Annotated in this window: 11 protein-coding genes and 1 pseudogene; all 12 read right to left on the reverse strand. The window is 68.0% G+C overall.

What is annotated here, in order from left to right; all coding sequences use genetic code 11:
• Positions 1-86: 86 nt before the first annotated feature.
• Entirely contained in the window at positions 87-884 is a 798-nt protein-coding gene (locus tag I6U14_RS06340) for a type II secretion system protein J (protein WP_367115632.1), read from the reverse strand.
• 197 nt (positions 885-1081) lie between these two features.
• Entirely contained in the window at positions 1082-1564 is a 483-nt protein-coding gene (locus I6U14_RS06345; RefSeq protein WP_296897797.1) for a prepilin-type N-terminal cleavage/methylation domain-containing protein, read from the reverse strand.
• A 25-nt stretch (positions 1565-1589) separates the two neighbouring features.
• Entirely contained in the window at positions 1590-2066 is a 477-nt protein-coding gene (locus I6U14_RS06350; RefSeq protein WP_296897798.1) for a GspH/FimT family pseudopilin, read from the reverse strand.
• A 30-nt stretch (positions 2067-2096) separates the two neighbouring features.
• A complete protein-coding gene (gspG, locus tag I6U14_RS06355; protein ID WP_296897809.1) occupies positions 2097-2531 on the reverse strand; it encodes a type II secretion system major pseudopilin GspG in 435 nt (144 codons plus the stop codon).
• A 150-nt stretch (positions 2532-2681) separates the two neighbouring features.
• Entirely contained in the window at positions 2682-3890 is a 1209-nt protein-coding gene (locus tag I6U14_RS06360; RefSeq protein WP_296897800.1) for a type II secretion system F family protein, read from the reverse strand.
• 4 nt (positions 3891-3894) lie between these two features.
• Complete coding sequence (gspE, locus tag I6U14_RS06365) at positions 3895-5595, reverse strand: type II secretion system ATPase GspE (RefSeq protein ID WP_296897811.1); 1701 nt, start codon at positions 5593-5595, stop codon at positions 3895-3897.
• A gap of 580 nt (positions 5596-6175) precedes the next feature.
• Positions 6176-8053: a nucleoside-diphosphate sugar epimerase/dehydratase gene (locus I6U14_RS06370; RefSeq protein WP_296897802.1), complete on the reverse strand. Its 1878-nt coding sequence runs from the start codon at positions 8051-8053 to the stop codon at positions 6176-6178.
• 25 nt (positions 8054-8078) lie between these two features.
• Positions 8079-9170 (reverse strand): glycosyltransferase family 4 protein, encoded by a 1092-nt coding sequence (locus tag I6U14_RS06375; protein ID WP_296897804.1) that lies wholly within the window; start codon positions 9168-9170, stop codon positions 8079-8081.
• Positions 9171-9185: 15 nt separating this feature from the next.
• Positions 9186-9740 (reverse strand): DJ-1 family glyoxalase III, encoded by a 555-nt coding sequence (locus tag I6U14_RS06380; protein ID WP_296897806.1) that lies wholly within the window; start codon positions 9738-9740, stop codon positions 9186-9188.
• Positions 9741-9819: 79 nt separating this feature from the next.
• Positions 9820-11022, reverse strand: a pseudogene (locus I6U14_RS06385) (S41 family peptidase); the annotation flags it as partial.
• A 51-nt stretch (positions 11023-11073) separates the two neighbouring features.
• The gene (locus I6U14_RS06390; protein ID WP_296897807.1) at positions 11074-11406 is read right to left on the reverse strand and encodes a hypothetical protein; all 333 of its coding nucleotides are present in this window, start codon (positions 11404-11406) and stop codon (positions 11074-11076) included.
• A gap of 218 nt (positions 11407-11624) precedes the next feature.
• Positions 11625-11995 (reverse strand): peptidoglycan DD-metalloendopeptidase family protein (locus I6U14_RS06395; RefSeq protein WP_296897808.1); only part of this gene is annotated, 371 nt, incomplete at its 5' end.

The raw sequence follows: 11995 nt of genomic DNA on the forward strand, positions 1-11995 counted from the left end.
TGCAAGTTGGGTCAAGGGACAGGCCCTCCACACCGGCCCGCAGGGGCAACTGTGCAGCCGGGGGACCCCGCCCGCCCGTCGGCATGCTATTCCGCCGAGGCCGGCGCCGCCGGCCGAGTCGGGGCGCTGCTTTGGGTGCCCGAACCTTCCACGGACATCGGCTCACTGGTGAATTGGCCAGCGCCCGCAGCATCTCCGCCCGGCAATGCAACCACGGCGTCCGGCCAAGACCGCTCTGGGGTGCCGAGGGAGATGCGCATCTTCTGCGGCAGGCGCGGCTGGTCGACCCATTCCTCCAGCCACGCGGGCTCGGTCTCGCCTTCGGCAACGCCGAAGTAGGCCAGCGCGAAGGTCTCGACCTGAGGCAGGAGCACTGTGCGGCCGTAGGCACCGACTGCGATGTCCCGATCCAGCGGCCCGGCATCGGCGGGGGCGGTGCCGCTCTCCAGCAGTGGTTCCCAGGGCGGGTAGTCGTCGCCACCCGCGAGCACTTCGGGGTGCAGCAGCCAGCGCACCAGGACCAAGCGCTGGTACTCACCGGCCGGTTCCAGCACCAGACGCAGAATGTAGAGGCCAGGGATGCCGGCGTGCTCGGACAAGGGTGCCGCGAGCTCCACGCCCTCTGCATCGCCGGCGAAGACGGGACGCTGTTCAGCGTCGACGACGACGCTCGCCGGGCGCACCTGCCGCAGTGTCTGCGTGACGAAGTTGCGTGCCACGCGCAGATCGTTCACCTGTTCGGAGACGGCCTCGACGCCTTCCCAGGCGCGGGAGCCCAGGCGCAGACCGGAGAACATCAGAACCGTGATTACCGCGATTAGCACGAGGGCGATGAGGAGCTCCACGAGGGTGAAGCCCGCACTCTCAGGAAACCGCCGATCTATCGGCGCCTCCCGCGCGGGGGAGGACGCCCCGCTATTTCTAGCGACGCTCAAGTCGCTGAAAATGAAGGAGGCGGGAGACCACGTCTTCCCGCTCCGCCCAAGTCTTGGACGGGATGGCCGATCAATCGGTATCTCCTCAGCCGATCGCCCCAGCACACGGACGGTGTTCATTACCGCGCCCACTGACCGGGCGAGCCTCAAAGCCCCGGTGCGTAGGGCTCGGCGAGCTGCACGGAGCGCAGCGTCACTTGCCGGGCGCCGCTGATGGTGGGCAGCGAAGCCACAGCCGTCACCAAAAAGGGCTGCAGCGTCGGCGCCGGATCTTCGCCCAGCCAGCCCTCAGGCTGGAAAGGCTGAATGCTGACGATCCAGTCCATACCTTGCTCCGGCTCGCCAGTATGTACGCCCTCTTCCAGCGGGATGTCGCCCCCGACGGCTGCGAGCTTGGACTCTGCAAGTGCCACGATGCGGCTGTACTCGGCGCTTGTGGCCGTCGTTGTCATGGCGCGCTGGAAGATTTGCAGCAGCACTCCGAGGGTCAGGGCGAGGATCGCGAAGGCCACTAGGACTTCGAGGAGGGAGAAGCCGGATGCGTGTGCTGTGCGCGGTGCGTAGTGCGGCTTGCGCCAACGCCCACGCACGGTGCCGGCGCCTCGCAAGCGGCCCTTGCCGGTCCGCACATCGCACTGCGCACTACACACTGCGCTATTCCTCCCACTGCGCAATCAAAATGCGCCCCGTCAGCCAATTGACGCCCACCTGGTAGCCCATCTCGCCACGCTTCAGGATCACTCGCCCACCGGTGGAACTGCCGTCCGGATAAAAGCGAATGGCGCCGACTGCCTCGCTGCGCATCTCTTCCTCGGCGGCAACCAGCTCCAGGCTCAGCCCGTCCGGCAAGTTGCCGCTACGGGCATCGCCTTCGATCCCGTAGCGATGCTGTTCCACGTCCAGCACCCAGGCCGCGTCTCGGCCCCGCGCAACGGCCATCTCCCGGGCGAGCCGGAGCGCGCCCGCGGTGCGCCGTGCAGCGGCCTTGAGCTCCACGCCGGGCATGACGGCGGTGACCAGCGGCGGCGTCACCGCCAGCAGCAGGCTGCCGATGGCGAGCACCACCAGCAGCTCCACCAGCGTGAAACCGCGGGCAATCCCTGGGCTGTGGCGCTGCGATGTGCAAGCCATAGAAACGCGCTGAGTCGTCGCGCCGGTGACTCAGGCGCTCTTCGACCAGCTGGCGACATCGGCGTCTTCACCGTCGCCGCCTTCTTGGCCATCGGCACCGAGGGACCAGATGTCCACGGGGCCATGCTGACCAGGGGCGCGGTATTGGTAGTCGTTGCCCCAGGGGTCCTTCGGAACCTCGCCCTTGCGCAGATAGGGGCCGTTCCAGTTCGGGGCATTACCCGGGTCGGACACCAGGGCTTCGAGACTGTCTGGGTAGTTGCCGATCTCCAGCCGGTAAAGGTCAAGCGTAGCGGCAAGGTCCTCGATCTGCAGCGCCGCGGTCTTGGTCTTGGAGCTGCCGAGGAATTTCATGACCTGCGGGCCGACGAGGCCCGCGAGCAGGCCCAGAATAGCCAGCACCACCAGAAGCTCCACCAGCGTGAAGCCAGCGGTGCGGCGGCGTTTGCGGGTTTGACAGATCAACACGTTGGATCTCCTCGATGCGGTGACTTCTCAAGCGAGCCGGCCGCGCCCGGGTGGGGCGGAAGGGATCGCAAGACAACAGACAATGATACACCCGGGAGAGGTCCGTAATGCGCGCATGGATGCCCGCTCCGGTACCAGGCGCATCGTCTATAGCACCAGCTCATTCGCTCCCAGAATGGCCATCAGGATGGAGACGATGATGCCGGCGATGACGATGCCGAGGCCGATGATGAGCACTGGCTCCAACAGCGTCAGCAGCCTCTGAACGCTCGCGCGGGTCTCGCGGTCAAAGATGTCTGCCACCTTGGCGAGCATGGCGTCCAGGGTGCCGGATTCCTCGCCGACCCGGATCATCTGCAAGGCCAGCTCCGGCAGCACCTGGCGCGTCGCGAGCGGTTCGGCGAGGCCGCGGCCGTGCTTGAGCCCATCGGCGACCTCGTCCAGTCCGTCGCCGATCTTCCGGTTGTCGACCACCTCTTTTGCCAGGTTCAGACCGGAGAGCAGCGGTAGGCCGTTCTTGAGCAGGGTCGACAATGTGTGGCAGAAGCGGGCGGTCTCCATTTTCCAGATAAGGTCGCCGAACAGCGGCAGGGCCATAACCCAGTAGTCGAAGCGTCGCCGGTTGTTCGGATTCTGCAGCCAGCGCTCGAGGATTACTGCGACCAGCGCCACCACGACCAACAGCGCCCACCAGTAACCGCGCACGATCTCGCCGGCGCCGACGACGATACGCGTCGGCAGCGGCAGCGCAGCACCCATGTCCTCGAACAGCACCGTGAACTGCGGTACCACGAACACCAACAGCAGGATCACCGACAACCCCGCGACGAACAGCAGGATGGAGGGGTAGACCAAGGCCGAGGTGACCGTGCCGCGCAGCTCGGCGCTGCGCTCCAGGTAGTCAGCGAGCCGGCCGAGCACCTCGTCCACGGCGCCGCTGGCCTCACCGGCGCGCACCATATTGACGTAGAGTCGGGGGAACTGCCCGTCCTGAGCCTCCAGCGCGGCGGACAAGGTGGCGCCGCCGCGCACCTGATCCTGCAGGTCCGCCAGCACCCGCACCACGTGCTCCTCGGTGGTGAGCCCAGCGAGCACTGTGAGCGAGCGGTCCAGTGGCAGGCCCGCCTGTAACAGTGTCGCGAGCTGCCGGGTGACGATCTCCACGTCCTTGGCGGACAGGCGTTTCCGCCGGCGCCGCGCCAGGGTCGCCGTAAGCCCGCCAGCGGAGCGGGTCTGCAGCGGAATCAAGCCGTCGGCCTGGAGCTTGGCGACCAGTGCGCCCTCGTCAAGCGCATCTTGCTCGCCCTCGACCTCTTCGCCGTCGAGCTTGACTGCTTTGTAGAAATAGCGCGGCATGTCGTCAGTCGTCCGCCACGGACGCTACGCGCAGTACCTCTTCCACGGTGGTATGCCCGGCGGCGGCCTTGCGCAGGCCATCCTGGTACATGGTGAGCATGTCCTGCTCGATAGCGATGCGCTGGATCTCGGTGGCGGTGGCGTGCTTGAGCACGGCCTGGCGGATGCGGTCCGTCATCATCAGCACCTCGGCGATGACCAGCCGGCCCCGGTAGCCGCTGCCCTGGCAGGCGTCGCAGCCGCGAGGGTGGTAAAGGGTCAGGTCCGAGTCGTCTACGCCGGGCAGATTCAGAAAGCGCGCCGCCATCTCCGGGCGCGGGCGGAAGGGCTCGCGGCAGTCGGGGCAGAGCCGTCGCACCAGCCGCTGCGCCAGGATACCGTTGATGGTGCTGGTCAGCAGGTAGTCCTCGACGCCCATGTCCAAGAGGCGCGTGACCCCGCTCGCGGCATCGTTGGTGTGCAGCGTGGACAGCACCACGTGGCCGGTGAGGGCGGACTGCACGGCGATGCGGGCGGTCTCCAGGTCTCGCATCTCGCCCACCATGATGACATCCGGGTCCTGGCGGACGATGGCGCGCAGGGCATGCGCGAAGGTCATGCCGATGCTGGCCTTCACCGGGATCTGATTGATGCCGGGCACCTGGTATTCCACCGGGTCTTCGACGGTGATGATCTTGCGCGCCTCGGTGTTGAGCCGGGACAGGGCCGTATAGAGGGTGGTGCTCTTACCGCTGCCGGTAGGGCCCGTAACCAGGAAGATGCCGTAGGGCTGGTCCAGGATCTGCAACACCCGCTCCCGCGGCGGGCCGTCGAAGCCGAGTGCATCGAAGTCGAAGCGCACGGACTCCTTGTCCAGCAGGCGCATAACCACGCTTTCGCCGAACATGGTGGGCACCGTGGACACACGCAGGTCCAGCTCCTTGCCCTGCACGCGCAGCGGAATGCGCCCGTCCTGGGGCAGGCGGCGCTCGGCGATATTGAGCTTGGCCATGATCTTGATGCGGGAGATCACGGCTGCGGTGGAACGCACCGGCGGCGATTCGGTCTCTTTCAGGATGCCGTCGATGCGATAGCGGACCTTGAGCTCATCGGCGAAGGGCTCGATGTGAACGTCGGACGCGCGGGACTCCACCGCCCGCTGCATGATCTGGTTCACCAGCCGGATCACCGGCGCCTCGCTCGCGAGATCACGCAGGTGCTCGATGTCTTCTTCGGAGAAGTTGCCCAGGTCCGCATCCAGCTCGGTGTCCGGCTCGCCGGGCTCCGGCGTCTCGTAGAGCCGCTCCAGGGCCGCATCGATCTCCGTGGGCAGGCCCACACGCAGCCGCGCCCGCCGGCCGGCGGCCATCTCAACCGCCTGCACCGCCGAGCTGTCCACAGGGTCCGCGACGGCGAGCTCCAGCACGTCGCCATCCTCCCGCAGCGGCACCATGCGCACGTCCTTGAGGAAGCGCAGGCTGAGCTCCGGCTCCGCCACCGGGGCATCGGGGTAGTCTTCCGCGTCGATGCGCTCAAGATCCAGCACCCGCGCATAGGCGGCCGCCATGTCCCGGTCCGACACAAGTCCCAGGCGCACGAGCATGCTCCGCAGGGGGTCGCCGCCGTCTTCGGCGAGCTTGCGGGCGCGCGCGAGGTCACCGTCGGAAAGCTTGCCCTGTGCGCGCAGATGCGCAATGACCGCGGCCTCCGGCGTGTGCCCAGCCAGGCCCGCCGGGGCACTCCGTGATTCAGTCGCCGCGGCGCCGCCGGCGACCGGCTCGGTGTCGGTAGCGGTGTCGAGCTCAGCCGCCGCGTCGTCGACGCCTATCCTCGCCTCGTTGGTCGGTGTCTCCAGCGGGGTAGTGTCGATTACGGCCAACCGCCGCGATGTGACCGCCTCGGCGCCCGCCTGTGCCTCCGCCTGAGCATCTGCCTTGCCCGCCGACTGCGTTGGCGGCGCACGCGTCTCAGCATCGGGCTGCGGCGCGGTGGCATCCGCGGGCTCCACGGCGTTGGCCACCTCGCCGTGGGCAGGTGCGGAGCGGGGCACGGCCGCCGACGAGGGGCGCGCCGGGCGTGCGTCGGTCACCGCCGGCGTCACCGTCGGTGCCGGCGGGGATGCAGCTGGCTGCGCGCGACGCGCGTCGTCCAAGAGCTCCGCCTCGAAGTCGAGGTTGAGGTCGATGCTGGGCTCGACCGGTGGGCGCTCCTGCGCATCCGTCTCGTCATCCAGACCCGCCTCCATCAGGCGATCTAGGTTTGCGGACAGCGAGGGGTCGGCGCGGCCCTGTCGGCGATGAACGGCGTCAGACATGGATCGGCTCCGATGCAAGGGAGGGGGCGGTTTCCAGCTCAGCCTGCCACTGCGGCACCACCTCGCGCAATCGTGCCGCCAGTGCCTGCGTATCGCAGCGCTCGACACAGCGCTCCAGTTCGGCGCGCCAGGCGGCGACGGCCTCGGCGTCGGCGGATTCCCGCCGGGCGATACGAATCTTGGAATGCTGGGTCTCGGCCAGGGTTTCCACGTGGTAAAAGAGCTCCTCGAAGCGCTTCTCCCCCGGGCGCATTCCGATATAACGGATCTCGATGTCGCGGCCGGGCTCTCGCCCGGCGAGGCGGATCATGTGTTGGGCCATGTCCTGGATCTTCACCGGCTTGCCCATGTCCAGCACGAAGATCTCGCCACCTACGCCGATCACCGCAGCCTGCATAATGAGCTGGCAGGCCTCGGGGATGGTCATGAAGTAGCGCTCGACCTCCGGATCCGTCACGGTCACCGGGCCGCCACGCTCGATCTGGCGCTGGAAGAGCGGCACGACACTGCCGGCGGAGCCCAGCACATTCCCGAAGCGCACGGTCATGAAGCGCGTGCCGGAGCCGACGGCGAGGCCCTGACAGAGCACTTCTGCCGCGCGCTTGGTGGCGCCCATGACATTGGCCGGGTTCACGGCCTTATCCGTGGAGATGAGCACGAAACGCTCGCAGCGGTGGCGCCGCGCGCTGTCAGCAACGACGCCCGTGCCGAGGACATTATTGCGCACCGCCGCGCGCAATTGGTCCTCCAGCAGCGGGACATGCTTGTATGCTGCCGCGTGAAAGACGATCTGCGGGCGCTCCCGCGCGAACAACGCCTCCACCCCGACGCGGTCGCCCACATCCAACAGCCAGCGCCCGAGGCTCAGCGTCGGATGCCGCTCGACGAACTCCTGTTCCAGGCGGTAGAGGTTGTACTCACAGTTGTCCAGCATCAGCAGGCGCCGTGGCGCGGCGGCGACCACCTGCCGGCAGAGCTCGGAACCGATGGAGCCGCCTGCGCCGGTCACCAGCACGACGCGGTCCGCAAGGCCGGCCCGCAGCCCGTCCCAGTCCAGCGTCACGGGATTGCGGCCCAACAGGTCCTCGATGGATACGGCGCGCAGCTGGTTGACACTGACATGACCGTCCATCAGGTTCTGGAGCTGCGGCATGGTCCGAAACGGCAGGCCTGTGGCCTCGCAGAGACCGACCAACCGCTGCATCTCCGCCGCGCTTGCGCTCGGGATGGCAAGCAGAATCAGGTCGATAGAGAGGTCCTGAGCCAGGCGCGGGATGAGCTCGGTGCCACCGCGGATGGGCACGCCATGAATGTCGGCCCCGTGCCGGCGGAGCTTGTCGTCTACGAAGGCAACGGGCTCGTACTGCCGGGCGCCCGCGCGGCGCATGTCACGCACCAGCATCTCTCCGGCGCGCCCGGCGCCCACGATCAGCACCCGCTCGCCGCTGCCGAGGGAGAGGCGGTGATCCTTGAGCCAACGATACAAGAGCCGCGGCCCCGCCAGCAGCGCCAGCTGAAACAGGAAGAACAGCGGCGGCACGGACCGCGGCAGATTCTCGCTGCGGTTGATAACGAAAAGCACCACCACCGTCGCCAGCGTCGTCGCGGCGACGGCCTTCAGGATACGCAACAGGTCCGGCAGCGACGCAAAGCGCCAAACCCCGCGGTACAGCCCGAAGCCCCAATAGAGGACGCCGCACAGGGCCATCACCACGGGCAGCACCTGCAGCGCCGTCGCCAGATAGTCCGCGGGGATGCGCTCCAGATTGAAGCGTGTCCAATAGGCGAGCAGCCAGGCCACCGGCACCATCACCAGATCGTGCGCAAAGGCGGCCGTGCGCGAGCGCAGACGGTCCATCCAGGGCGTCATGGCAGCGGCATCCTAAACATCCACATCAAGACTCGCCGGCGCCGGTGGTACGCTGGCGTGCCACAAGGTCCACGCGCAGGTGCACCAGCGCATAGACGCCGCCCCACCCCACCAGCAGCACCCACTGCTCCGCCGTCGTCAGGTCCAGCCCGGCGATGGCACTGGCGGCGGCGGCGGCCATCAGCACATAGGCCCAAGCCAGCGTCCGCCGCGGTGACCAGCCCGCGAGGACCAGGCGCTGATAGTGATGCTCGCGGTGGGCTCGCCACACGGCGGTCCCCCGCGCCGCCCGCCGGAGCAGCGTCCAGGTGGCATCCACCAGGAAGGGGGAGAACACCAGCAAGCCGGCCCAGAGGGGGAACAGGTCGCGCTCAGCACCCCAGAGCAGAAGCATGGCCGCCCAGAGACCGAGTAGGGCAGAACCAACGTCCCCTAAGAAGATCCCGGCGCGCGGCAGATTGTGCAGCAGGAAGCCACCGGCGGCGGCGGCGATCACGGCGGCCACCAGCGCGAACCCCGGCGCGCCCCCCAACAGGCCCAACGCGGACAGCGTGCCGAACCCGAAAACGGCCATGCCGCCGGCGAGACCGTCCATGCCATCCATGAAGTTGTAGAGGTTGATCATCCAGACGATGAATAACAGGGACAGGCCTGGCGCCAACCAGCCGGGCAGCCGTATGGGGTCGCCGGGAAGGCCCACTTCATGCCAGCTGAGGCCGCCCGCGAGCACCAGCCCGCCCGCAGCCAGCTGTGCGGCGAGCCTGTAACGCGCCGCCACGTGGCCGCGGTCGTCCAACAATGACACGGCGGCCAGCAGCCCGGTTGCGAGTACGGGCCAGAGCACCTGCGGAGTGAGCAACCACGGCAGGGCGAGGCCCAAGCCCGCGATCACCGCCAGCAGCAATCCGACGCCGCCTGTGCGCGGCACCGGCGCCTGATGCAGAGACCGGGCATTGGGATGATCCAGAATGCGCAGGAACGATATCCGCCCCTGCCGCAGCAGCCGGACAACGGCGAAGGCGACCCCGAAGGACAGCACCGGCGCTGCAGCCAGGGCCACCGGTAGGTCGGCGCCCGGCGCGGCGGCGAACGACAGGGCGGTCCCGCCCGAGCCCATCAGCGACTCTGCGCCTCAGTGCGGGCGCATCAGCTTGGACTCCACCGCTTCGCGCTCGGCCTGGCCGGCCAACAGCTCGATCAGGTGCAGGGCGAAGTCCATCGCCGTGCCGGGACCACGGGAGGTCACCACGCGACCGTCGGTCACCACCGCTGCCTCGCTCAGGCGGACGCCCGGGTGCTTGGCCGGATCGAGCGCGCCAGGGAAGCTTGTTGCGGTGCGGCCTTCAAGGAGCCCCGCATGCGCGAGCACCAGGGGTGCCGCGCAGATGGCGGCACACCACCTGTCCGCTTCCGCCTGGCGCGCCAGCAGTTCGTGCAGACGCGCATCCGCGTCCAGGTTAGTGGCCCCTGGCAGACCGCCCGGGAGCACCACCATGTCGAAGGCATCGCCGGCAACGGCCTCTAGCGTCGTATCAGGCAGAAGCACAGTGCCGCGGCTCGCGGTGACGGGTCCTGCGTCCAGACCCGCGGTCACCACCTCGATGCCGGCGCGGCGCAGCAGATCGATCACGGTCACTGCTTCCAGCTCTTCGCAGCCCTGGGCCAATGGCACCAGTACTCTGGTCATGATGTCTCGCCTCCCCCGCCGACGGCGGTCGTGGCTGGGTCGCAGGGCGCGTATCAAGAGGGACGCTGAGAGACGACGCTCAGTCGGACTTCGCCGCGGCACCACGAAATAGGTTCAGCCCCTTCAGCACATTCAGCGCCTCGGCGAGCTGGTAATCCTCCGCAATCAGGGCCGTGTCCTCGTTTTCATCCGCGGCATCGGCCTCGCCGTTCTCCGGATCGTCGAGATGGCGCATCAGGTCCGCTTCCTTCAGCGGAGCGACATCCGGCTCTTCCTCGACGGCGATCTTTCCCCGCACCAAGCCGATGTCAGGCTCGATACCGAGGGCCTGGATAGAGCGCCCGGAGGGCGTGTAATAGCGCGCCGTGGTGAGCTTGAGCGCGGTGCGGTCGTCAATGGGCACGATAGTCTGCACCGAGCCTTTGCCGAATGTCTTCTCGCCCATGATCACGGCACGGCCCTGGTCCTGCAGGGCGCCGGCGACGATCTCCGAAGCCGAAGCACTGCCGCCGTTGACGAGGACCGCCAGCGGCGCGCCGTCGAGGACGTCGTCCGGTCCCGCCTTGAACTCGAGCTTGGCATCCTCGTCGCGCCCCATGGTGTAGACGATGAGTCCCTCGTCGAGGAAGGCATCGCTGACGCCGACGGCGGCGTTGAGCACGCCACCCGGGTTGTTGCGCAGATCCAGCACCACGCCCTTCAGTCCGTCGGCATTGTCGGCCTTGAGCTCGGCGACGGCCTCCAGCAGGTCCTCGGTGGTCCGGGCCTGGAAGTTGGATACCCGCAGATAGCCATAGCCCGGCTCCAGGGTGCGGCTCTTCACGCTGGCAACCTTGATGATATCGCGGACGATATCGACCTGGATGGGACTGCTCTCGCCCTCCCGGACCACGGTGAGCTCGATCTTTGAGCCAGGCTTGCCGCGCATGAGCGCAACTGCCTCGCTCAGGCTGAGCCCCTTGACCGGCTTGCCGTCGATGCGCACGATGAGATCGCCCGCCTGCATACCAGCACGCTGGGCAGGCGTGTCGTCGATGGGTGCAATGACCTTCACGAAGCCGTCTTCGATACCCACCTCGATGCCCAAACCGCCGAACTCGCCGGTTGTCCCAACGCGCAGGTCACGATACTCATCCGGGTCGAGATAGGATGAGTGTGGATCGAGACCGCCGAGCATGCCGCGGATGGCGCTCGCAAGGAGCTCGCGGTCATCAACGTCTTCGACATAATCACTCTTGATGCGCCCAAACACCTCCGCGAAGGTGCGCAGATCCTCCAGCGGCCGCGTCTTTTCCGCCTCCTCGGCCCGCGCCGCCGTGGCACCCTCCCCGTCTCACCCCGTTCCCCGCGTCTCGCCCCCGTCTCCCGCCCGCCCGCGCGCCTCGCCCGCGGGGCCCACGTCTTCGGTCACTGCCGGCCCTGGGGGCTGCGCAGACTCCGCACCGGTGTTCTCGCCTGCCGGGTCGGCCGCAGGCTCGGGCTCGGACGGCAGCTCCAACGGCGGCGAGACGGGCGCTGGCGGTTGATAGGGCTCTGCGGCGGGTCTCTCGGCCAGCCAGCGAGCGGGTTCCTGGGCTACCCCCGGCCGCGGCAAAGCGATGACGACAGTCGCGCAGAACAGCGCGGCAGTGAGCGCGGTCTGCGCACGAAGGGGTATCTGGGACATGGGGGTATCGGGGCGCATCAGGCGCTGGCTGGTAACGGGTGGTCGGTACTCGTGTGGCGGAGCCGGGCGAGCGTCATCGCGCCTGTTAATGTTAGAAGGACAGAGCGGGCGGGTGTTCCGTGCAGGTGCGCTCTCGGATGCCCGCCAGCCGACGACGGCTCGCTGCCAGCAAACCTCGTGACGGCGCGTCGTGGCGGATCCATCTCCAGACGCCTGCCTTAGGGGCCTGCTGCCAAGCCGGCGGCAAGCCAGGTTGCCGGATTCACCGGCGCGCCATCGTGGCGGATAGCGAAGTATAGCCGCCCCGGCGCCGTCTCGTTGACCTCTCCGACGATATCGGTGCGGGAAAGGGTTCCGGAAAGGGCCACGACGTCGTCGGGGGCCACCCATTCGCCGACCTCTTTCAACAGAGCCTGGTTGTGGCCATAGAGCGTCAGGTAGCCATCGCCATGGTCGACAATCAGCAGCAAGCCGAAGCCACGCAGCCAGTCGGCGTACACAACCTGCCCGTGGTGCACCGGGAAGACCTCACTGCCCACAGGCGCACCGCACCGCACCCCGTCCCAGCAACTGCGCAGCGGTCGGCCGC

Source organism: Thiohalocapsa sp., from assembly GCF_019695415.1.
Lineage (GTDB): Bacteria > Pseudomonadota > Gammaproteobacteria > Chromatiales > Chromatiaceae > Thiohalocapsa.

Excerpts from the sequence above, each read along its gene's own strand:
- I6U14_RS06350 (WP_296897798.1), bottom strand. The coding sequence starts at position 2,066 with ATGGCTTGCACATCGCAGCGCCACAGCCCAGGGATTGCCCGCGGTTTC.
- I6U14_RS06360 (WP_296897800.1), bottom strand. The coding sequence starts at position 3,890 with ATGCCGCGCTATTTCTACAAAGCAGTCAAGCTCGACGGCGAAGAGGTC.
- I6U14_RS06370 (WP_296897802.1), bottom strand. The coding sequence starts at position 8,053 with ATGACGCCCTGGATGGACCGTCTGCGCTCGCGCACGGCCGCCTTTGCG.
- I6U14_RS06375 (WP_296897804.1), bottom strand. The coding sequence starts at position 9,170 with ATGGGCTCGGGCGGGACCGCCCTGTCGTTCGCCGCCGCGCCGGGCGCC.
- I6U14_RS06380 (WP_296897806.1), bottom strand. The coding sequence starts at position 9,740 with ATGACCAGAGTACTGGTGCCATTGGCCCAGGGCTGCGAAGAGCTGGAA.
- I6U14_RS06390 (WP_296897807.1), bottom strand. The coding sequence starts at position 11,406 with ATGTCCCAGATACCCCTTCGTGCGCAGACCGCGCTCACTGCCGCGCTG.